Genomic DNA, 23,562 nt, shown 5'->3' with positions numbered 1-23,562 from the left:
CGATTATGGACAGTGCTAAAGAAATTGCCAGAGATATGCTGGATGCTATTAATGTTGATGGTTCAGGATTTTTCGGTGCCGTGGCGAAAGGATTTATTTCATTCCCCGTTAGTTTTTACTATCTTGGCTATGATTTTATGGATACTGATCATCGAAGCGATAATTTTGATGACAAGATGAGAATAGCAAAACTAATAAAATCAGGGGCGATTAATAGAGAAGTAATTGAGAAAATTATTGGCATCTTTATGAATGACTTCTCCTCACGCATCGATATAACTAACCTCGTAAAAAATATTGCTGGGAGTTCAATAGGAAAGATTTTATTTTCCCAATTGACGGGAGTCAATCTTGGTAACGTAATTGCAACTCGTGCTGTGGCTGCACTTTTATCAGGAACTGCAATCGGTGCATTGATCTCTGTCGGTGCAGAAACCTCCAGAGCAATCTACACATCCAGATATCTAAGGGAAAGGAGCCCTATGATGTACTATAAATTGAGAGGGTTGGGTGATTTGGACCTTCTTTATTTTCTTGTTGAAGATACGGTAAAGCCATTCGAAAAAGCATGCGAAGTCGATGACCGCTCTCCGGAAGAGTTTAATAAAATTTGTGAATACTTTTTTGGTGGTCTAATAACTTGAAGAAAAAGGCCCTTATCGCACTATCCATGACTGTGCGTTGGCTAGGATTAGGTTTAGGTTCAACAGGTATAGGTTGGGGCGTGTGGTTTTTTATTTTTTCTGATGATAATTATCGAATACTTTGGGGCTTATATTGCTTACTCCAAGCTTATATTGGGTTCTTAGCCTTTAGATTTGGATTAAATAAAATCCAAAATGAGTTTGATAATCACTAACCACTTGAAAGTATAAACTACTCATGAATATAAAAAGAATAGTAATAATTTTGATGTCAAATATTGTTTGTGCAGTTGGTTCTACCATAACAATGGTTGGCGTACTCTCTTCTCTTTGGTTTTTTTTTCTATCAAGCAGTGATGATAGATTTTACTGGGGGGAGGAGCATGTTTATTGGCCATCTTAGGATATTTAATTTTCCGCATTACTTACCCTAACATTCAAAGGAAATGGGATGATTACTACTAATAACGCTCAATCACCTAATCTTTATTAGTTCTACAGCATAGTGAAAATATAGGGGCAGGAAACCGAAAATGAATCTTTTATCCGAACTGACTGGAGCAACGCTTAATCGCTACAGCCTAAATATTCCGTCCTGCTCTTACCCGCTGGATGTTGAGGACTTTAATGGCCTTGAGCAAATAAGTGTTTTGTATCATTACACAATTAAATTTACCTCTCTTCACCCCGATCTCACCGCTGAATTATTTTTGAATAAACCAGCTACATTAAACATGGGTATTGGGGATTTGCTCAACCCGATGACGGGAAAAGTGGTACACGGTGTAATTACACATTTTAGACGAATATCAGGTTCACGTGATCAGGTTAAGTACGAAATTATTGTAGAGCCTTTCCTCGCTCGGCTAAATAAACAATTCCGTACGCACCGTTTTTTTGTCAATAAATCGGTACCTGAAGTTGTCGGGCAGATACTTCAGGAACATGGTTTCAAGGACTGGGAATATGAGTTTGTCCTGAAACAGACCTACCCAAAACGTGAGCAAATAAACCAGTATCAAGAGACAGACCTTAAATTTATTGAGCGGTTGCTCTCCGAGATGGGGATATTTTACTTCTTTACCCTACAGCCGGACACCCAGACCGAAGTGGTGCATTTTGCCGATAAGCAGAGTGCCTATGAGTTTGGTAAATCCTTGCCGCTGAATAGCCTGTCAGGGATGAGTGGCAGTGGAATGGATTCGGTCTGGGGGCTGAGTGTGCGGCACAGTGTGGTGCAAGCCAGCGTTACTGCCAAAGATTACAACTACCGTGAAGCGCAGAAAGTGTTGCAGTCCACCCGAGCAGACATGACGCGCGGCGACGGTGAAGGCACGACCTATGGCGACGTGTATCACTACAAGCCTCGCCATCTGGATACCGGCGATAAAATCGACCCCACTGCTGAAACCGCCAACTTCCTGGCACGCCTCGATCATGAACGTTTTTTATCAGCACAAACGCTGATCACCGGCCTCAGTACCGATCCCACATTACTTCCTGCTCAGGTATTGACGGTAACCGACACATCAATCCCGTCCTCGCTGCCGGAGCTGTTGACACAACCGATGGTCGTGGTACGCACTGGGTTCAGCGCCAGCCGTAAAGATGCACTGAAAGTCACTATCGCAGCCGTCCCCTACAGTGAAACCCTGTGCTGGCGTCCGGCGCTGCTCCCGCGTCCAAAAGTCAGCGGCACCATGATGGCGCGGGTGACCAGCGCGAAGGCCAACGATATCTATGCCTGGCAGGATACCTCCGGTTTGTACCGGGTGAAATTTGATGCAGATCAGGACGATAAAGCACAAGGTCAGGAGAGTATGCCGGTGCGACTCGCCAAACCTTACGGTGGCGATGTGTACGGCATTCACTTCCCGCTGATACAGGGCACCGAAGTGGCCATCGCGTTTCACGACGGTGACCCAGACCGTCCGTATATCGCCCATGCCCTGCATGACTCTCGTCATACCGACCATGTGACCGAAAAAAATAACACCCGCAACGTGATCCGTACCCCTGCTTTCAACAAGCTACGCATGGAAGACAAACGCGGCGAAGAGCACATCAAGCTCAGCACCGAGTACGGCGGCAAGACCCAATTGAACCTCGGGCACAATGTAGATGCTCAGCGCAATCTACGGGGCGAAGGTGCCGAGCTGCGTACCGATGATTGGGTAGCGGTACGTGGGGGCAAAGGGGTGTTTATCAGTGCGGATAAACAGCCGTCTGCTGGGGGGGAGATGCTGGATATGAGTGAGGCGTTGGGTCAACTACAACAAGCGCAAAGTCTGGCGGAATCTCTGAGCAGTGCAGCAGAAACCGCGAAGGCAGAGCTTGCTGACCTGCAAACGCAGAAAGCCTTACTGAGCGAAGCGCTAAATGAACTGAAGAAGTCGGTCTTACTGCTGTCTGCCCCTGAAGGGATAGCGCAGGTAACACCTAAAACACTGCAACTGTCAGCCGGAGAAAATATCACAGCGACGAGTGGAGGTAATACGGATTTCAGTATCATGAAAAAACTGACAGTGGCAGCAGGAGAGCGGATAAGCCTGTATGCCCAGAAGTTGGGTATAAAACTGTTCGCCAGTAAAGGGAAAGTGGAAATTCAGGCGCAGGGCGATGAAATGACACTAGACGCGCTGAAAGATATCCGGATTAGTAGCAGTGAAGGGAAAATCATCATCAGTGCGAAGAAGGAAATCATACTGACAAGCGGTGGGGGTTATATCCGCATAGCCGATGGAACTGTGGAGTGTGCAGCACCCGATAAAATAATAGAGCGCGGCGCGGTGTGGCAGAAGTTTGGTGGACAAAGTATCAGCCAGGCTGCCCAAGAATGGGAAAGCGCCGATTTTGCGATCACGCCTGAAGTCCGCTGGCCGTATAGTGATTCTCCTGTCGCCGGACAAATTATCAAGTTAGTGAGTGGAGATGGAACTGTACAGACACTCACCACAGCCTCTTCCGGAAGTGCACCGAAGCAATCGGGAGTGAATATTGATTTGCTAAAAGCTTATTTACAGAATGAGGAATAAGAGATGAATGATGCGTTAGGAAATAATTTTTCCTCTAAAGTAAATGATGATAATGAATTCCATTATTATGGTCTTGAGCAAGTCGAAAAACAAAAAAATGCAAAAGCAATAATCTATAAGAGCCCAACACGAGTAATTCCAGTATTATTTCTGCCTGGAGTCATGGGTACTAATTTAATGGACGGAAGTGGGAAAAGTGTGTGGCGTTTAAATAATACACTATCGACTTTTGGTGATTGGGGTTTTAGAGGGGCTGAAAAACGAAAAAGGCTTCTAGATCCTCATAAAACTTTTGTGGATCCTAATGGTTCAATAGATTTAGAATTTTATAATGAAGTCGGACAGTTCTCAACCAGAAGATCACGAGGTTGGGGAGAAATAGGTTATATGAGCTACGGGGAATTTCTTCCTTGGCTTCAGAAATCATTAAACGATAATAGTACTATGGAGAATAATAGAAAATCTAAAAATGGTAAACGTACATTGAGGGAAAAACTAATTGACATTAGCCTTAATGCTGAATTCGGCGAGGGAAATTCGACCCTCACTGAGGATGATGTTGAACATAGCTATAAATATTTATTCCCACTAGAGGTTGTAGGCTATAATTGGTTACAATCAAATGACTTATCGGCAAATATCTTAAAAGAAAAAATTAAAACAATAGTTGATGGGTATAATTCAAGAAACATGCTTTGTGATAAGGTAATTCTGGTGACCCATTCTATGGGAGGATTTGTTGCTCGCCACTATTCTGAACTTTTAAATGGCAGTGATAATATTTTAGGTGTTGTTCATGGTGTCATGCCTACACTTGGTTCGCCTATGGCATATAAAAGAATGAAAGCGGGTGAATCTGGAGGTGCAGGTCTTGTTATCGGCAGCGATGGCGCACAGATGACCTCTGTCTTGGCACAATCCCCAGGTCCCTTACAGCTTCTACCTAGCAAACGTTACGGAATGGGGTGGTTACAAATAGAAGGAATTAGTGATGGATTACCTGTCACCGACCCTTTTGAAGAGATATACAAAGAAAGAAATGCATGGTGGTGTTTATGCGAAGATCGGTTTATTAATCCAGAAATAGGAAAAGTTGATAAAATAGCTCTAGATTCCGGTTGGGATAAATATTTATATATTATTGAAAAAAATGTACAAACTTTTATTGAAAATTTGGATGGTAAGTTCCATAAAAACACATATGCATTTTATGGTAATGATGGGGATAAGTATCCATCCTTTGGAAAATTAAATTGGAAAGGTTATATACCTGGCTATTATGACAGAAATCATAACCAGAATACCTCTGATGTTGCATACAGCGGTATCATATATGATCCTCATAATAGCGAAACCAGTAATATACGGACGGCCTATTTTGTAAGCAACCCTGACAGTATGCAATGGAAAAAAAAGAGTTATATTATTTCTGCGCCATCGGGTTCTGGTGATGGTACAGTGCCTGTTGAGGGTGCTAAGTTTACAAGTAACGGGTTAAAAGCAATGCTAGGTGTTGGGGTTGATCATGAAGGGGCTTTTAAAAATTCTGATACAGAAAATGCTCGTTTATTTACACTTCGCGCAATAATCAAGATATCCCAAGAAGTCAATAATACTAAACTGGCCTACCATAATGATTAAGAAAAAAAAATTGCGCTACTGTATCGCTATAGTATTAATATTAGTTGTATATGGAATATGGAATATGAACCATAGCGTTGAAGCCCCTTTCCAGACAAAACTAACAACAAGAGAGAAGAAAAACGTGGAAATTTTATTAAAAAACATGCAAGCCAATTGCATTGGTCGCTATTTGATCGATTTACCAAAATCGTATTCTATTGCAGAAAACAGTCAGGTAAATATTAACGAAAGTAAAATAACCACTAGTCGCATTTATTTACCTGCATTTGAACAGCGAGTTCGTCTTCGTGAACAACAATTACGCACTACAGCAACAATTAATCCGGAAGATATGCCCTATCTTAAGAAAACCTATCCACTGCCACTAGGGTTGACAGGAATTATTTTCGAGAGGGTCGAAAGCCCTGGTACTCATGATGCATTTAGGGTGTTAGAAACCCATTTATACAGTAATGGTGTAGCTATTAAGATTGAAACTGAATTTACAAATGCTATGGCTGATAGATATGAAAATAAACGTAAATCTACTCCAAGTGTTTATGTAAACACCGCACCGGAAAGAATGTCAGAGTTGATCGATTTATTATCTAGAGTTCAAGGTCGAGCTGAATATGAAGTTCCTACAACAGCAGGAACCTGCATCCCAAATGCTTTTATTTCCGACAATGGAAAAGATAAAGAAGAGATCGATCTACTCTTTAGAAGTGAAAATAATAGTCAGTTGAGGTTCGGAGTATCAACAGATAACTTCACTAAAGAAAAAGACAGCTTATTAGAACGTAGTGATAATATATGGAAAAATCTTTTATCTAGTAATGGTGACATATTACGAAAGGGAGCGCGTAAGATTAACAAACTAGATACTGAAGAGTTACTTGCTGCAGGAAAATACTCGTCAAATGATAATAAACGCTATGATTTTATACTCATCACAAATGAAAAAGTCGGCGGAATTAAAAAACCTGTATTTAGCTTGGAACTTCTTAATGATGAATTAACGCCATCACCTTATAGTCAGAATGAAATAGTCAATTTCTGGGATGCTATAAGCCAGACGTTAAGAGTCAGGCCCGGAGCTTTCTTGGATGAGTGATTGCCTCATTAAATCTAGCAATAACTAAGGAGAAAGGAATGCCAGGAATAGTTTGCTTAGGTGATGCTACTACGCATGGGGGAAAGGTGATCACAGCGTCATCTACCATGTTTATTAATGGAGTGCAGGTTGCATTAGTCGGTGATTTAGTTTCTTGTCCCATACAAGGGCATGGAAATAATAAAATTATTGAAGGTTCACCCACTGAGATGGAAGAGGGGGTTTCTGTTGTTGTGAGTAACTGTCTGTGTGCCTGTGGTTGTCGAGTTATTAGTTCTCATCCCGAAAACAGCATTGAGTCATAATTATGGGTTGGCCTATTCCTGAAATCCCTGAGCAATCTGTATTATCTCCGCCTCGTTATAGTCTGTGGATAATTGTTTTAATCATTATGTTGATAATAGGGGCTGGAGCTGCTTTATTTATTGGCCGTTTTTCGACATATACCCCGATACTCCTTTATGGTGTATTACCTGCTCTGCTACTATGGTTTTGTATTTTTGGGGTAATACTTAACCGTTATGAGCAGTCAGGTGCATCTGCGTTTGCCTGGCATGAAGAATCACAAAAAACGAAGGCGCAATGGCAACAATGGAGTCGAAAGCAGCTCGCCGTAGTGGGTAATGTTTTATTGACCCCAGAGATTGACGGTATTGGCTCGATTTTGGGGGAGCAAGCTAAAATCCCTATGTATCCTCAAAAGGCCCGCCCGTTAGCCGGAGACAAAAAAACTTTACCATCACGATTAAATGAGATTGATGATAAGCTCGAAAGTCAGTCTTCAGGCTATCGTCACTATTTACACACCGTATATGTATTACATTCTTCAGTACTCCATCGTGAAACAATTCAATCTGCTGTTTTCGGTCAGTGGGATCTTTTGCCTGAATTTATCTCTTCTATTGAAGAAATCGATGAATTGAGTCTTGAGTCTGAAATCAAGGGCGTGATTTTAATTTTGTGCTTGCAAAACTGGCCTAATAACATACAGCAAAAATCCAGTGAACTTATTTCAGCGCAACTGATTAGTTCACCAGATTTTATTAACACACATGGTTATCCCGTATTGGCAGGATTAGGAAGGCTAATGCCATTAGCACCCGGAAATCTGTCAGATGATCTAAATATGCTTTTTGATTACAACAAATTAGATTTTAATGAATTAGAGCATGTTTGGTTATCGGGTGATACAGAGAATACCGCGGTGAATATCGCTTTATATGCAGACTCTCATGATTGGATATTACCTAAAAAGAAACCTGTTCATTATATTGACCTGACTTTCGGCCCACCAGGAGAACTTATTTTGGGGCTGTCTTTGAGCATGATGGTAGAAGCTGCAAGCAAGACTTCACAAAACCAACTGATCATTTATCAAAAGCCACAATCGTCAGGTTCGATGTGTCTCATTACCAAGGAGTTATTTTCATGAACCAAGAGAAAGGATCTCGGCCACCACGCTATGGTTTTTGGGGATATTTTCTTCTGATTATTGGTTTGGCCGGGGTTAGTGCCCTGCTCTTGATAGTTTTCCAGCGCCAACTGGTAGACAGAGGCGTATTGATCTCTACTGCCTGGCTAATATGGGGGGGGATTTTTTCGGCTCTTCTGATGGGGCTTATTGGGATGGCATTTTGGTGGCGATGGAAACAAAGCATAAGGCAGATTGCTTTTAAACCAAAACTACTGACGAAACAAGAAAAGGAAGCAACGAATAAAACTTCGTCCAACAGCAATTTAACGTCTGATATTAAAACAGGCCTCCAGAAGCAATACGGCCGCTTCTGGCCCCGCAAAGTGCGCATTCTGTTACTCACCGGCAGTGCGGCGGAGGTTGAACAGCTCACCCCCGGCCTGACATCGCAATACTGGCAGGAAGACAGTGGCACCGTGCTGTTGTGGGGAGGCGATTTGGGGGCGCAGGCTGATAGCGCATGGCTGAGTGCTTTACGTAAATTACGCCGCCGTCCGCTGGATGGGGTGGTCTGGGTGACCTCAGCCCTGGCTCAACGCACGACACTTGGTCAGCAAGAATCTAAAACAACCCTCACCGTCGATATGATGGACAGCGTGGCACAAGCGTTCGCGGCACGTTTTGAGCTGCTCGGCTGGCGGCTGCCGCTGTATGTCTGGTCACTGCATGCCGATGACGGGGCCGATCGCATCACCCAATCCGTCGGCTGTTTACTGCCAGCGGGGTGTAACGCTGGCGAACTGAGTACACAGCTTGCCGGGTTGGTGCCGTCGCTGATTGAGCAGGGTACGCAACAGATTAGCAGCAACACCCAGCACCCATTTTTATTGCAACTGGCGGATCAGTTAGCGCGTCAGCCGGACTCTGTCGCCGGCCCGCTGGCGACGCTGCTGAATCCCTATCGACCTTCACCGTTGGCGGGGGTGATATTCAGCCCGGCGTCGGTCAATGCAAAACGCAGCGTGAAACACCACTGGGGCAAGGATAACCGCTGGGATGTGGTGATTGATTCACTGCCGTCATTGCCCGCAGGCTTAGCGGCGAAAAAGCTGGGGTTTGCCTGGCGTAAAACGCTGGCGATGGCGCTGGCGGGCATCATGGTGTTGTGGGGGGCGGGCATGGTGATGTCATTCCTGGTCAACCGCGACACCCTAAATACCAGTGAATCTCAGGTGAAACTGGCGGCTAACGTGCAGCAACCGTTGCCCGCCCGTCTTCAGGCGCAGTTGGATCTGCAACACACATTAGACCGATTGCAATATCGCCAACAGCAAGGTGCGCCTTGGTACAGCCGGTTTGGTCTGAGTCAGAATGATGCGTTGCTGGCCGCGCTCTGGCCACACTATCAGGCCAGCGCCACCCCGCTGCTGCGCGATGCTGCCGCTCGTCACCTTGAAGAGCAACTCAGCACCATGGCGCAGCTCCCCCCTGACTCTCCGTTGCGCGACACACTGGTAAAACCCGCTTATGAGCAGTTAAAACGCTATCTGATGCTGGCGCGTCCGGAGAAAATGGATGCGCCATGGTTTAGCACCACGCTGCTTCATGACTGGCCACAGCGCAGTGGTGTGCCGGACAGCCTCTGGCAGGGCAGCGGTCCCGCTCTACTGGATTTTTATGCCCGTAATCTTTCCCTGCACCCGGCCTGGCGTCTGAAACTGGATGAAAACCTGGTCAGTCAGGTACGTACCCGGTTGATCAGTCAGATGGGTGCCCGTAACAGTGAATCTTCGCTCTATCAGAAGATGCTGGCTCAGGTGGCGAATCAGTATGCTGATCTGCGCCTGTCTGATATGACCGGTGATACCGATGCTGAACGGATTTTTACCACCGATGCCGTGGTGCCGGGCATGTTCACCCGTAAAGCCTGGGATGACGCAGTAAAACCGGCGATTGAAAAAGTGGCCAGTGAGCGTCGGGAAGAGATGGACTGGGTACTGAGTGACAGTAAAAATACCGCATTACAGCAGGATTCTCCCGAAGCCCTGCAGGCGCGGTTGAAAGCGCGCTATTTCGCTGATTTCTCTACCAGTTGGTTGGATTTTCTCAACAGTCTGCACTGGCAGCAAGCACAGACGTTATCGGACTCCATCGACCAACTCACCCTGATGGCAGACGTGCGTCAGTCCCCCCTGGTGGCGCTAATGAACACCCTGAGCGTACAGGGGAAAACCGGGCAAACCGGTGAGGCGTTGTCTGATTCGCTGGTCAAATCGGCCAAAAATCTGTTAAACCGCGATGAGCAGCCCGCTATTGATCAGCAAGCGGGTGCACAGGGGCCGCTGGATGCCACTTTTGGTCCGGTACTGGCGCTGATGGACGGCAAGGCCGGCGGACAGGGCAATACCCACCTCAGTCTGCAAACCTTCCTGACCCGTGTTACCCAAGTACGCCTTAAACTTCAGCAGGTGGTGAATGCTGCCGATCCTCAAGCCATGACCCAGACTCTGGCGCAGACGGTATTTCAGGGCAAAGCGGTCGATCTGACCGAAACCCGTGATTATGGCAGTCTGGTTGCCGCCAGCCTCGGTCAGGAGTGGAGTGGATTTGGCCAGACGGTATTTGTCCAGCCAATGGAACAGGCGTGGCAGCAGGTATTAACCCCTGCCGCTCAGAGCCTGAATGCCCAGTGGCAGGCATCTATCGTCGATGACTGGAACAGTACCTTCGGCGGGCGTTATCCGTTAAAAGATACCAGCAGTGAAGTGTCACTCCCGCTGCTGGCACGTTATCTCAACAGCGACAGTGGCCGTATCGCCCGTTTTCTGCAAACCCGGCTGAACGGCGTGCTGCACAAAGAGGGCAGCCATTGGGTGCCGGACAGCATTAATGCTCAGGGGCTGACATTTAACCCTGCATTCCTGAAAGCGGTGGACCAACTGAGTTATTTGTCTGACGTGGTGTTTGCCGACGGTGAAGCGGGCATACGCTTTGAACTGCGCCCCGGTACCGCGAAAGACGTGATGCAGACTGATCTGGTGATCGACAGCCAGAAGCTCAGCTATTACAACCAGTTGCCAGTGTGGAAACGTTTCACCTGGCCCCATGATACCGAAGCACCGGGTGCTAGCCTGAGTTGGATAAGCACCCAGGCCGGTACCCGACAGTTTGCCGATCTCCCCGGGGCCTGGGGGTGGATCCGTTTACTGGATAAGGCGCAGGTCACCCCGTATCAGGGTGTCAACAGCAGTTTTAATCTTAGCTGGAAAGCGCCTGATGGCAGGCCGCTGAACTACACCTTACGCACTGAAGCTGGAGAAGGCCCGCTGGCGTTACTGAAACTGCGTAACTTCGTCTTACCGACGCAAATATTCAGTGTGGATGCCACCGGTGGCGCTCAGAAAACGGATACCGCAACAGAAGAGGGATACTGATGGCTACGTTGCACAGCTTACTCAGCGCCTGCCATGCCGAACCGCAGGCGCTTTCGCAGCAGGTCCAGCAGCAGATTTCGCTCTGGGAAAAATGGCTGGTCCCCATTGCCCCGGATTCACCGGTGGGTGAGGACCCCGGTTATGACGATGATTTCCAGCAGATGCGTGAAGAGGTCAACAAACTGTCCGGCGCAGATACTGGTTTGGTCTGTGCACTGGCGGAGAAGCTGCTGACCGGTGCGTGCAAAGATGTGCGCGTCGCGACCTATTATATCTGGGCGCGACTGCACATCGATGGCGAAAGCGGGCTGGCGGATGGCCTGGCTCTGCTGGCCGGGTTGGTCCAACGTTTTGGTGATGCACTGCATCCACAACGTGGCAACAGCCGCAAACTGGCACTGGAATGGTTGGCGGGTAGCCGGGTGCTGGATAGCCTGTCACTGTACCCGGAAGTCACAAAAGCTGACTTTGAACGCATTGTGGGCGCGTTGGTGTTAACCGAGGAAAGTGTTGGCGGCTGGGATGCGTCCATCCGCCCTCAGTTCGCTAGCCTGTATGCGGCATTAGAAAACCGGCTAATGCAGTCCGGCGGCCCTGATGCCGTTATCCCACAAAACAGCAGTCTCCCTCGCCACTCTGTGCCTGATGCTCCTGCGTTGAAAGCCGTCAGCTCCGGGCGTGATTTGCTCGATCAGGCAAAACTGCTGGCGGTTTTTTTGCGCGACCAGCCGAACGGCTGGCTGTCGGGGCATCATCTGATGAAAAGCATTCGTCTGGACACCCTGCATGAACTGCCGCCGCTGGCAACTGACGGATGTACCCGTCTGGCCCCACCCAAACCGGAGAACCGCGCCCTGCTGAAACGTCTTTATCTGCAACAAAGCTGGCTGGAATTGTTGGAACAAGCCGACATCCTATTTGCTCAGGGCGTTAATCACCTGTGGCTGGATCTCCAGTGGTATACCCATCAGGCATTGACCAAAACAGGCGGGCTGCATGAGCGCTGGGCTGACATCATTCAGCAAGATTTAAATGGCCTGCTGACCCGCCTGCCGGGGCTTGAAGCACTGGCGTTTAATGACGGCACCCCGTTCGCCGACGCAGTGACGCAAAACTGGATAACCCAGCAGGTGATGGCAGCAGAAAGTTGGGGCAGTGAACCGGCAGCCTCCGCCAGTACGGCCGGGGATGACGATATTTTGCAACTGGAGCCGGAAGCGCTGGCGCAAGCCGACAGCGAAGGCGTGGAAGCGGCACTGAACTGGCTGCAAAACCGCCCGGGTGCCCGCACGCCACGCCATCAGTGGCTGATCCGCCTGCTGATGGCGCGGGTCGCCGAGCAGTACGGAAAAAACGACATGGCATTGCATTTGCTGGGTGAGCTGGAGGGGAACGCGACCTTGATGACGCTCACCCAATGGGAGCCGGAATTACTGTTTGAAGTGAAAGCCCGTCGCCTGAAATTGCTGCGCATGAAAGCCAGCCGAACCGAGTCGGACAAATCACGCTTGCATGGCGAGATGGAAAACCTGCTCGCCGGATTAGTGGCCCTCGACCCGGCACGGGCTGCGGTGCTGTGTGGTTAATCGATAACCCTATCCTGATAAAAAGAAAACCATGAAAGACCTTACCCTGCGTTATTACGACGCCGAAATGCGCTATCTGCGCGATGCAGCTAAAGAGTTTGCCCAAACTCACCCTGACCGGGCAGCGATGTTAGACCTGGATAAACCCGGTACGCCTGACCCTTACGTCGAACGCCTGTTTGAAGGCTTTGCCTTCTCCATGGGGCGATTGCGCGAAAAAATTGATGACGACTTGCCGGAGTTTACCGAAGGGCTGGTGAGCATGCTGTGGCCGCACTATCTACGCACTATTCCCTCGCTGTCGGTGGTGGCGCTGACCCCGGATGTTCCAGCGATGAAAATGGCTGAAATCGTGCCCGAAGGCATGGAAATCTATTCCCGCCCCATTGGGCCGAAGAATACCGTCTGCCAGTACCGAACTACACGCGATATGGTACTCAACCCGCTCGCCGTCTCAACCGTGGTGATGGCGACCGAACCAGACGGCCGTTCGGTGCTGCGTCTGCGACTGGCATGCAGCCCACAAGCTGACTGGTTGCAGGTGGACTTACGTCGCTTGTGTTTTTATCTGGCGGGAGAGGCGGCGGTCAGCAGTGCGTTACATCTGGCCCTGACCCGGCGTCAGGCCGCGCTCTATTTGCGTCTACCCAATCAGGTTGATCGAATAAAACTGGATGGTTGGTTTTCGCCCGGTGGCTTTGCAGACCAAGATTTGCTGTGGCCCAAAGGCGACAGCGCATTCAGCGGTTATCAGCTATTACTGGAATATTTCACTTTCCGCGAGAAGTTTATGTTCGTGCATCTGAACGGGCTGGAAACCGTGACGCTGCCAGCGGGTATTGCCTGGTTTGATATCGAAGTGGTGTTTGATTGTCAGTGGCAAAGTGATCTGCCGGTCAGGGATGACGCGCTTAACCTGCATTGTGTACCGGTGATTAACCTGTTCTCGCTGGAAGCTGACCCGTTAACCATCAATGGGCTGGAAAGTGAGTATATGCTGCGCCCGCGCCGCTTGCAGGATGGGCACACCGAAATTTACTCCATCGACGCTGTGACCGGTTCGCAACGGACATCCGATGCCACCTATGTTCCTTTTACCAGTTTTCGCCATCGTGGCGGAATGCAGCGACGTCATGCGCCGGAACGCTATTACCATACCCGCGTAAAACGAGGGGTGACCGGGCTGCATGATACCTGGTTGATCCTCGGCGGCCAGCAATGGGAAGCGGACCGATTGTTTACCCGCGAGGCGGTGTCACTGAAAATTACCGGTACCAATGGTCAGCTCCCGCGCAAAGCGTTACAGAGCACGTTGTTGGACCGCTGCGAAGCAGTGTTACAGACGCCGCTGAAAGTACGCAATCTCTGCAAGCCTACGTTACCCTCTTATCCCCCGGCGGAAGACCACTTCCAGTGGCGGGTACTGAGCCATCTGGGTTCAAGTTACCTCAACCTGATGAGCAGCGCACAGGTGCTACGCGGGACGCTGGAGCTGTACAACTGGCAAGGGGATGAACTGAATAATCGCCGTCTTGATGCCATTCAACAGGTGCAGCACCACCAGACGCAGCGTTTTGAAAAGGGCTTTCTGTTACGGGGTATCGACATTGAAGTGACACTGGATGGCAACGGCTTTACCGGCGAAGGCGACATTCATCTGTTTGGCGAGATGCTCAACCGTTTCTTTGCCCTTTACGCTGACATCCACTTGTTCAATCAGCTCACTCTTATCGTTCAGCCTGCCGGGAAATGTATCCGATGGAAAGAAAATCACAATCAGCGTCTGCCCGGCTAATCGAACAACTGTGGGATAAACTGCCGTATACCCAGTTTTATCGCTTCTGTCAGTTACTGGAGCAAAGCCAGCCGGATGCCCCGCCATTGGGTAGTCACTGGCAGGTCAGGCACGATCCGGTGCGTTTTCGTCCCCATCCGGGCATGGGGTTTCCGGCCAGTGAATTTAAACGGGTGGAAATACCCGCGCATCCACACCTGCCACCGACCATCCGCACCACCTTTATGGGACTGTATGGCGTGGAGTCGCCACTGCCTACTGCGTATATCGACGATATTACCCAGCGCCGCGAAGGGCATGAGGCGGTCAGCGACTTTCTGGACATTTTCAATCACCGACTGATCACGCAGTACTACCGCGTTTGGCGCAAGTACTCTTATCCGGCCAGTTTTTCACCCGGCGGCACCGATAAAACCTCTCGGTATCTGCTGAGCCTCTGTGGTCTGGGTATTGAGGGATGTGCACAGAATATCGCCACGCCGGTGTCTCGTTTTCTGGCACTGACTGGCATGATGCGCCTACCCACGCGCACCAGTGAAGGCATTATTGCGCTGGTTCAGTTGCTGGCACCGGAAACAGATGCCCACGTGATAGCGCATGACCGCTGCCGTATCCCCTTGCGCAATCCACTGGCCCTGAGCGCACGTCACCCCGCCAGCATGAGTAACAGCCCGGTAATGGGCAGTCACGCGGTGGATGTTAACAGTCAGGTATTGCTGAGATTGAAGACCGATAATCCCGATGAAGCCCGCGAGTGGCTACCCGGCGGGCAATTGCACACGGATTTAATGGCGTTATTGCAGGTGTATCTGGGGTCGCGGCTGCATGTGCGTTTACAACTGACGGTGTTACGCGCACTACTGCCTGACGCACAGCTCTCCTGCCAGCCGAAAAGCACCGGGATTCTGTTAGGCAGAACCGCCGTAATGCGGACACAGCGCGTCGCGTCAACCACACCCACCGACACTGAAATGATCACAATTAATCTGGGCCGCTATCAGCGTGTTCAGGAAAATCTTCACCGAAGGGACACCGATGAATATGGCGATTACCGCTGGTAAAACACGTTTTGCATTACTGATGCTGGTCATGATATCCACCCTGAGCGGATGTGGACTGACCCAGAAAGTGAGTGACGGCACTGTCGCCGTAACAAAATCCATTTTTTATAAGCAGGTGAAAACCCTGCATCTGGATATACAGGCGCGGGATGCGGTAAACAACAACGCGACCGGTGCCCCACTGGCCACGGTGGTGCGCATCTATCAGCTACAGGATCGCAAAACATTTGACGGTACCGATTATCCCTCATTATTTGCCGAGGACAGCCAGGCCATCAAAGCCGATTTACTTGCTGAAAAAGATATCCGTATTCGCCCGGGTGCTGCGGTGTCCATTGATATGCCGCTGGACGAAAAAGCGCAGTATGTGGCAGTCGCGGGTATGTTTCTGGCACCTGATATCGCTAACAACACCTGGCGGGTGGTGTTGAGCCGTGACGACCTCGACCCCGATAAGGCCCGTCAGATTGAACTGAATAATCATGGCATGACGCTGTTACCCCTGAAGGATAAGTAAGATGCCCCAGCCTTCTCTCTATGAAATGCTGTTCGGCAACGTCGCGGGTGAGCTTGACCTTCATCAGGTGAGCGAAACCAATCAGGTCGTCCTGTCGGTGCTCGACAATATGCAGCGCATTCTTAACTGCCGCGCCGGTACGCTCAGCCATCTGCCGGATTACGGCCTGCCAGACATGAGCAAAATCTTGCAAGGGATGCCCGGCACCGCCCATTCACTGCTGACCACGCTCTCTGACACCTTGCTGAAATATGAGCCACGGTTGAAAAGTCTCAATGTGGTGCTGCTACCCCAATCCACCCCGGGGCATTTGGAATATGGCATTGACGCCGAGCTAAAAGAGTTGGGGCTGGTGCACTTTGGCACCGCGTTTATGCCGGAAGGGCGGGTGCTGATACGTCATCTTAAACAACAACATTATCTCAATACGGGTGAGTCATCTTAACGCCTATTCAGGGAAGACAAACACATGATATCGAATACTGAGCGGACGGTTAAAACCGGCGGCGACCCGCGCCATTTTGCTGAATTTAGTGCCTTACGTGACGAAATCGGCAAATTACATCATCCTGCTCGCCCGGATGTTGATTGGGCGCGGGTCGAGCAGCTTTGTTTAGCGCTGTTTCGCCAGAACGGGGTTGAGTTGCAGACCACGGTAGATTTTACCCTGGCGCGGACTCACATCGCAGGACTGGCTGGGTTGTGTGAGGGGCTGGAGTTGCTGGCGGGCTTGCTGTCTCATCAATGGAGCGCATTGTGGCCACCGCAAACTCATGCCCGAGTGGCGTTACTGGCCTGGTTGAGTGACAGATTACAGCAAGTCTGGCGCACCATGACACTGTGCTATGGCGACCTGGCGCTGGTGTATAGGGCTGAACGTGCACTGGAGCAGCTATGTACTCAACTGCAAACTTTAGAACTCAAGCATCTGAGTAAATTGGATGGTGTTCGCCTGATGTTACATAACGCCGCACTGCGTCTGGAAAGTGCCGAGGCGAGTTCTGATACGCCAGTCCGGTTGAGGGTTCCGGCACGGCACCTCGGTATCACTGAATCACCAGTGCAACCCACATTTTCGTCTGCTGCAGTCAGTGAGCCACTGGTCTATATTGTTAACGAACCGGCGCCGCCGAGTGTTCAGGTGGCATTGTCCGCTCCGCCGCCGCGTTGGAAAGCGGGTCACGGTTTTGTTGCCGGGTTATCACTGATGGCGGTGTTAATGGTGGGCAGTTTTGTTATCTGGCAGTCATTGTCATCCCCTCAGCTGGAAGAGGTATTGTTAGCTCGCGCTGCGACTTTACCTGTGCCGTTAACAACTAAGTCAATGGATGAACTGAAGAATCAGGCCTCAGATATCGAGTGGGCGCGTCTGGCAGAACCGGTGTTGCAAGCCAGTGCGGCGCAGTTGGATCAACTGGCACAGTTACCGCCGTTATGGGCGCAACAGCAGGGTGATGCACTGTTAGCGCAGGCGCAACAGCTGTGGCCCGCTAATCCAGAGGTCAAACGGTTGAGTACGGTGTGGCAACAGCAACGAGAGAGTGGGGCTGCCCCATTGGTGGAGCTGAAACATTACGCGCTGGCGCAAGACCGCTTGCGGCAGTTGGCTGAGCGCTTGAACAGTCTGGATGAGAAAAAACGGGGATATATGACGGTCTCTGAACTGAAATCTGCCGTCTACGCTATCCAGCAGCCGCTGGCAAAAACCTTACCGCTGGAAGAGTTGCTGCGGCAGTATCAGGAGCAGTTAGCGTCAGGGCAAACCCCGCCTTCGGCACTGCGCCAACAGATAGACAGCCGATTTACCCAACTGCTGAACCGGTACGCGCTGCTGGCCTCATCCTCTAACGCTCAGTAAACCTTTATGGTGCCCGGACTCGGACAACCCGCGAAGCGGTGTTGAACGTCGCTTGCGACGGCCCCGAAGGGGTGAGTCCTGCTGGCAGGGCGAATAATCGAACGGCGTTCGATGGAGAGTCAAACGTCAGAAAGCAAAAAACCAGCTATTAAGCTGGTTTCTTTAAATATGGTGCCCGGACTCGGAATCGAACCAAGGACACGGGGATTTTCAATCCCCTGCTCTACCGACTGAGCTATCCGGGCAACGGGGCGCATTAAACCGTATTGGTGCCAAATCGTCAATGAGTTTCTGATATAAAGGCGGTTAGTTGCTCTATTTTCATGCAAAATAGTTAGAAAGGAGTAAAATTACCCGTTTTTACTATCACAGCTAGATATTTTATCTAATTGATTTATCGATTTTTTATTTTTTAGCTCATTAAATAACAATAGCTTAGATATTCACTAAATGTGCATTTTTATTGGTTGCTAAGGGTTGCCCCCATGGATGAAACATGCAACTATTGCGCAAAATTTAGCATTAGTATTCATGCTTATAGTCCATATCATTTTGAGAGTTCAAACAAGAGGCGGTCATGGCACTATTACACTCCCCAATGCATATTGAACGCCTTATGTGTCCTTTTTTCTCTTATATCCCTGCAAAGTCCCTTACTCCTTTTATGCGGTAAGGCTATCTGTGGCCCACTGTTAGGCATTATTAAAAATAGAGTAAATGCTCTGATTTTACTGATGTTTATTGGTTGGTGCTGAAACCAGCTCACCTATTACTCAGACTTACCTTTCCGCCGATGAAAGGCGTAGGTGTACAACATCAATTTACCGGCATTGCATTAGCGCTCAATACTATGCGATGTCATCTATATGCCTGAGTGGCAGCCTCATACCTGACCGTTTGAGAGTAAGTGATATGACACTATTAAAAATAGCAACAAGTGCCCGTCTGGCTTCTTATATAGAAACTCAGCGCGGTGTAGTGTACCTCAATCATACTGATTTTACTGATGTTGCCGCCGTGGTGATGTCGGTTGAAGATGCGAATGCCGGTATATTGTCAACACTGCATGACCTTGGTTTTGCTATTCCAACTTTTATTGCTGTGATGTCAGAGCAGAGGGTTTCTGCGGACTATTTGCCGTTAATTCAAGGGATCATCACGTTGGGTGAGGCAAATAAAGGGTTTTACAATGCTCAGGTGGAAGCTGCCGCCAGCGAATATCAAAGAAATCTATTACCACCTTTTTTCTCAACGTTAAAAAAATATGTCGAGATGAAAAACTCAACCTTTGCTTGTCCAGGGCATCAGGGGGGCGAGTTTTTCCGTAAGCATCCTGCCGGGCGTCAGTTTTTTGAGTTTTATGGCGAGACAATATTCCGTTCAGATATGTGCAATGCTGATGTCAAATTGGGCGATTTGCTTATCCATGAAGGTGCGGCAAAAGATGCGCAAAAATATGCGGCGAAGGTATTTAATGCAGATAAAACCTATTTTGTGCTGAATGGCACGTCGGCTGCGAATAAGGTGGTCACTAACGCCTTATTGACCCGTGGTGATTTGATATTGTTCGATCGCAATAACCATAAATCTAATCATCATGGCGCACTGATTCAGGCTGGAGCGACACCAGTCTATTTAGAAACGGCTCGTAACCCATTCGGATTTATTGGTGGTATTGATGCCCACTGTTTCGATGAAAGTTATTTACGCCAGCAGTTGCGTGAGGTCGCGCCTGAACGTGCGGAAGAGACACGGCCATTTAGATTGGCGATCATTCAGTTGGGCACTTATGATGGCACTGTCTATAATGCACGTCAGGTCATTGATAGTATTGGTCATTTATGTGATTACATTTTGTTTGATTCCGCGTGGGTTGGTTATGAGCAATTTATTCCGATGATGAAGGATTTCTCGCCGTTGTTGCTGGAACTAAATGAAAACGACCCTGGGATTATTGTGACTCAATCGGTGCACAAGCAGCAGGCTGGTTTTTCTCAGACCTCGCAAGTGCATAAAAAAGATAACCATATCAAAGGGCAAAAACGGCACTGCAATCATAAACGTTTTAATAATGCATTTATGTTGCATGCTTCGACCAGCCCATTCTATCCATTATTCGCTGCACTGGATGTTAATGCCAAAATACACTCTGGTGATAGCGGCCGCCGTATGTGGATGGATTGCGTGAAACTAGGTATCGAAACCCGTAAATCATTATTAGCGCGTTGTTCAATGCTGCGGCCTTTTATTCCTCCGATTGTCGGTGGTAAACAATGGCAAGATTACGATACTAATATCATCGCCAATGACGCGCGTTTCTTTAATTTTGTGCCCAATGAGGCTTGGCATGGATTTGAAGGATATAACCAAGATCAGTACTTGGTTGATCCTTGCAAATTGTTGCTGACGACGCCCGGCATTGATGCCAGCACTGGCCAATATACTGAGTTTGGTGTTCCGGCAGCAATATTAGCGACCTTTTTACGTGAAAATGGCATTGTGCCGGAAAAGTGCGATCTTAATTCAATCTTATTCCTGCTCACGCCAGCAGAAAATCCAGCAAAAATGGCACATCTGGTTGATATGTTGGTACAGTTTGAGCGCTACGTTGAGCAAGATGCACTACTTTGTGATGTGTTGCCGACGATATATCGTAAGAATGAAGTGCGCTATCGCGGCTACTCTTTACGCCAGTTATGCCAAGAGATGCATGACTTATATGTCAGTTTTGATGTTAAGCAGCTGCAAAAAGAGATGTTCCGCAAAGCGGGTTTTCCGCAGGTTGTCATGAACCCGCAAGATGCCAATATCCAGTTTATCCGCGATAATATCGAGCTGATTCCAATTGCTGAAGCAGAAGGACGTATTGCTGCTGAAGGTGCGTTGCCGTATCCGCCGGGTGTATTGTGTGTGGTGCCGGGCGAAGTATGGGGAGGGGCAGTGCAGCGCTATTTCCTGGCGCTGGAAGAGGGCATTAATTTACTACCGGGCTTTTCTCCAGAATTACAGGGCGTTTATATCGAAAAAGGTGATGTGGAGTGGCGGCGTATCTTTGGTTACGTTATTACTCAGTAATTGCAGTAAGCAATAAATAGACAGCCGATGAGTGTATTGGCTGTCCCGCCCACTATTTTTCGCTATCGGGTTAATCAGTAACCGAAATATCGGGCTAATAAAACGGCTCCGGAAATCAGCAATAAGATGTTTATTATTCGGATAAGTTGCTCGCGGTTGATCCCTAAACTGATTTTATTGGCGATAATTAGCCCAACCAACATGCCTGGTGCGAGCAGTAACACCATCCATAAAATGGATAAATCCATATAAACCCCGGCCAGAGTAAATAAAATGACTCGGGTTAGGGTGCTTAGACCAATGAGTGTCGTCTGAGTAATCCGTAAATTATCTTTGTTGGCTATTCGGCCTGATAAATAAATGGCATAGATAAACCCTCCACTACCAAATAGTGCACTAAAAATCCCCCCAATCAAGCCGAAAGGAATCGCTGCGATAGAGTTGAATTGCCCTTGTGGCTTGCGTCGGCTGAGTGAGTAGATTGCATATAAAATGACAAATAGACCCAGAGCCAATAATAAAATATCGGGTCGAGTACGCAGCAATATGGTTGCACCAATCAGACTGCCAATAATCATTAATGGCACCAGCCGTTTAAGCTCAGCAAGATCAGCGTGTCGACTATGGCGTGCGACATTGGTCATTGCTGCGAACATATCGACGATTGCCAATAGCGGTACAATCTTAGCGACAGGAATAAACAGTGCTAATACTGGGCTAGCAATTAACGCGGAACCAAATCCTGTGATGCCAAAAATAGTGTAGGCAACAACCATCGTGGAGAAAATTGCTACCATTTCGAAAACAGTAAGTCCAAAATCCATGTGCGCAGCCTGCGAGTGTAGGTAATAGAGTGATGATCGATACTATAAGCATTTTATTAAGAATGGTTGTTATTCAAATGTGCAATATTTTTCTGTGACCACAATTTTCCATAAAAAATGGCACGGTGAGTTGTGCCATTTGAGTTTTATTTATCAAGTCTCACTAAAACTAATAGCGGCGGTAGCTCTTCTGCGCGCTGTTCACTTTCACCAGATAACGGCGGGATTCACCGGATGGGTGCTTAGTGGTTAGCGTTTGGAATACATCACCCGGTGCCATATTGTTGATAATATTCACCGCTTGATTTTTATCGCTGTGGAATACTCGTAATACGCTGCCTGCACCACCATTATAAGAGGTAATAACGGCATAACGGCGTGAGGTTATATTTTGAATACCACCTAAATAGGTATTTTGCAAAATTGACAAATATGCTGTGCCTGCATCGATATTATTTGCTGGATCAAATAGATAACTGCGACTTGGCTGACCACCTTTGCCTTTCAATTTGAATACATCTCGCCCGGCAGTATGCTGAACGACTTGCATCAGGCCCAGCGCATCAGAGCCGCTGACAGCATAGGGGTTGAAGCTAGACTCTGTCTGCATGATTGCCAGAATCAGTGACTCTTCGACACCATATCGCTCAGCTGATTGCCGAACTAGTGGCAGATATTTATGAGCACGTTTATCCAGATGGTTTGGCACTAATTGCAAGGTTACCGACCAGATAACATGCAGACCAGAGGTGCGTTTTTGCATTCTGGTTTGCAGTAAATAATCAGCAAAATGGGCCGCCCGCCACTCCCAGCGAATCGGCTCGCCATTATTATCGAGCACCTGCCCATAGAGGAATGGCTCTTTACTGATCTGAATATCGTTAGCGTCAGAATAGAGATCAATCGAGCCTGGGTCATCGCCCATTAATAATGTTGTGATTATCGCCTGACGTAAGTGAGCCGCCGGATCGGTCGTGGCAATAGTTTCAACTGTAATAGTACCGGCATCGAAATTGATATGGCTGCGGGTTTTATACTGATCCGTATACTTAACGTAATCTTTCGGACCCGCGATTAAGACTTCTTTTAATCCCCAAATATTTTCAATGTCGTGGGCAAATTGGCCCATTAAAATCTCAAAACCGTTGGTGTCTTTGACAAAGGCTTCGCTATCTGCCTGATTTTTATTACCCGAGCAAGACACTAACAATGGTGCAATTACCAACAAAGCTAAAATTTTCTTCATCTTACAAGCCATATCTTGATGAGGAGTGGAGCCTACAAAGGCCCCACGTGGTTATTTACTCGGCGGAGTATAACCTTCAATATGAACGTCCTGCCCCTCGAACAAGAAGTTGACCATCTCTTGTTCCAGCAGTTTGCGGTCTGCCACATTCATCATGCTGAGTTTTTTCTCATTAATTAGCATGGTTTGTTTGGCTATCCATTGTGACCAGGCTTCTTTTGAGATTTCGTTATAAATACGTTTGCCTATTTCACCCGGATACAGCTGAAAATCCTGCCCCTCAGCATCCTTCTTTAAAAACGTGCAAAAAATCGTTCTGCTCATGCTAAATCCTCT

18 protein-coding genes and 1 tRNA gene are annotated in these 23,562 nt (G+C 48.3%); 15 read left to right on the top strand and 4 right to left on the bottom strand.

Translation table 11 applies throughout. From position 1 onward, the window contains the following. Positions 1–5 precede the first annotated feature (5 nt). The 14 genes from HRK25_RS02460 (at position 6) to HRK25_RS02395 (ending at position 18,081) form a co-directional block, all read left to right on the top strand. Positions 6–644 (top strand): hypothetical protein, encoded by a 639-nt coding sequence (locus HRK25_RS02460; RefSeq protein WP_005272261.1) that lies wholly within the window; start codon positions 6–8, stop codon positions 642–644. Beyond that, positions 641–859 carry a hypothetical protein gene (locus HRK25_RS02455; RefSeq protein WP_143707649.1) on the top strand — a complete coding sequence of 73 codons (219 nt, stop codon included), beginning with the start codon at positions 641–643 and terminating at the stop codon, positions 857–859. Before HRK25_RS02460 ends, HRK25_RS02455 begins: the two co-directional genes overlap by 4 nt. 318 nt (positions 860–1,177) lie before the next feature. After that, positions 1,178–3,679, top strand: coding sequence for a DUF2345 domain-containing protein (locus HRK25_RS02450; protein ID WP_005272262.1), 2,502 nt, complete (start codon positions 1,178–1,180; stop codon positions 3,677–3,679). A gap of 3 nt (positions 3,680–3,682) precedes the next feature. Then, the gene (locus HRK25_RS02445; RefSeq protein WP_005272264.1) at positions 3,683–5,320 is read left to right on the top strand and encodes a lipase family alpha/beta hydrolase; all 1,638 of its coding nucleotides are present in this window, start codon (positions 3,683–3,685) and stop codon (positions 5,318–5,320) included. Further along, positions 5,313–6,416, top strand: a complete 1,104-nt coding sequence (locus tag HRK25_RS02440; protein WP_032896948.1) for a T6SS immunity protein Tli4 family protein — start codon at positions 5,313–5,315, stop codon at positions 6,414–6,416. The genes HRK25_RS02445 and HRK25_RS02440 overlap by 8 nt, the downstream gene beginning before the upstream one ends. Before the next feature lie 38 nt (positions 6,417–6,454). Continuing rightward, entirely contained in the window at positions 6,455–6,721 is a 267-nt protein-coding gene (locus tag HRK25_RS02435; RefSeq protein WP_032896949.1) for a PAAR domain-containing protein, read from the top strand. A gap of 2 nt (positions 6,722–6,723) precedes the next feature. Continuing rightward, entirely contained in the window at positions 6,724–7,848 is a 1,125-nt protein-coding gene (locus tag HRK25_RS02430; protein ID WP_005272280.1) for a hypothetical protein, read from the top strand. Positions 7,849–8,027: 179 nt separating this feature from the next. Further along, positions 8,028–11,264, top strand: a complete 3,237-nt coding sequence (locus HRK25_RS02425) for an ImcF-related family protein (protein WP_071984894.1) — start codon at positions 8,028–8,030, stop codon at positions 11,262–11,264. Beyond that, positions 11,264–12,850, top strand: a complete 1,587-nt coding sequence (gene tssA, locus HRK25_RS02420) for a type VI secretion system protein TssA (RefSeq protein WP_032896952.1) — start codon at positions 11,264–11,266, stop codon at positions 12,848–12,850. The genes HRK25_RS02425 and tssA overlap by 1 nt, the downstream gene beginning before the upstream one ends. Positions 12,851–12,881: 31 nt before the next feature. Next, positions 12,882–14,645 (top strand): type VI secretion system baseplate subunit TssF, encoded by a 1,764-nt coding sequence (tssF, locus tag HRK25_RS02415; RefSeq protein WP_005272284.1) that lies wholly within the window; start codon positions 12,882–12,884, stop codon positions 14,643–14,645. After that, complete coding sequence (gene tssG / locus HRK25_RS02410) at positions 14,600–15,706, top strand: type VI secretion system baseplate subunit TssG (protein ID WP_032896954.1); 1,107 nt, start codon at positions 14,600–14,602, stop codon at positions 15,704–15,706. Before tssF ends, tssG begins: the two co-directional genes overlap by 46 nt. Next, a complete protein-coding gene (gene tssJ, locus HRK25_RS02405) occupies positions 15,687–16,223 on the top strand; it encodes a type VI secretion system lipoprotein TssJ (protein WP_276324388.1) in 537 nt (178 codons plus the stop codon). The genes tssG and tssJ overlap by 20 nt, the downstream gene beginning before the upstream one ends. 1 nt (position 16,224) lies before the next feature. Beyond that, positions 16,225–16,668 carry a type VI secretion system baseplate subunit TssE gene (tssE, locus tag HRK25_RS02400; protein WP_032896958.1) on the top strand — a complete coding sequence of 148 codons (444 nt, stop codon included), beginning with the start codon at positions 16,225–16,227 and terminating at the stop codon, positions 16,666–16,668. 24 nt (positions 16,669–16,692) lie between these two features. Further along, the gene (locus HRK25_RS02395) at positions 16,693–18,081 is read left to right on the top strand and encodes a VasL domain-containing protein (protein ID WP_005272297.1); all 1,389 of its coding nucleotides are present in this window, start codon (positions 16,693–16,695) and stop codon (positions 18,079–18,081) included. A 169-nt stretch (positions 18,082–18,250) separates the two neighbouring features. Here the strand turns inward: HRK25_RS02395 and HRK25_RS02390 are convergent. Beyond that, a tRNA-Phe gene (locus HRK25_RS02390) sits at positions 18,251–18,326 on the bottom strand. 667 nt (positions 18,327–18,993) lie between these two features. On the opposite strand from HRK25_RS02390, the gene speF reads away from it, so the two are divergent. Next, complete coding sequence (gene speF / locus HRK25_RS02385) at positions 18,994–21,156, top strand: ornithine decarboxylase SpeF (protein ID WP_005279444.1); 2,163 nt, start codon at positions 18,994–18,996, stop codon at positions 21,154–21,156. A 74-nt stretch (positions 21,157–21,230) separates the two neighbouring features. Here speF and HRK25_RS02380 read toward each other — a convergent pair whose 3' ends face one another. The 3 genes from HRK25_RS02380 to HRK25_RS02370 form a co-directional block, all read right to left on the bottom strand. Further along, a complete protein-coding gene (locus tag HRK25_RS02380; protein WP_032899055.1) occupies positions 21,231–21,980 on the bottom strand; it encodes a sulfite exporter TauE/SafE family protein in 750 nt (249 codons plus the stop codon). A gap of 169 nt (positions 21,981–22,149) precedes the next feature. After that, a complete protein-coding gene (gene mltC, locus HRK25_RS02375) occupies positions 22,150–23,226 on the bottom strand; it encodes a membrane-bound lytic murein transglycosylase MltC (RefSeq protein ID WP_005279448.1) in 1,077 nt (358 codons plus the stop codon). 51 nt (positions 23,227–23,277) lie between these two features. Next, positions 23,278–23,550, bottom strand: coding sequence for an oxidative damage protection protein (locus HRK25_RS02370; RefSeq protein WP_004876892.1), 273 nt, complete (start codon positions 23,548–23,550; stop codon positions 23,278–23,280). Between the last annotated feature and the right edge of the window lie 12 nt (positions 23,551–23,562).

It is taken from the genome of Yersinia bercovieri ATCC 43970, from assembly GCF_013282745.1.
Taxonomy (GTDB): Bacteria; Pseudomonadota; Gammaproteobacteria; order Enterobacterales; family Enterobacteriaceae; genus Yersinia; species Yersinia bercovieri.
Note: the sequence above shows the minus strand (reverse complement) of the source record. Positions and strands in the feature narration are given on the sequence as shown.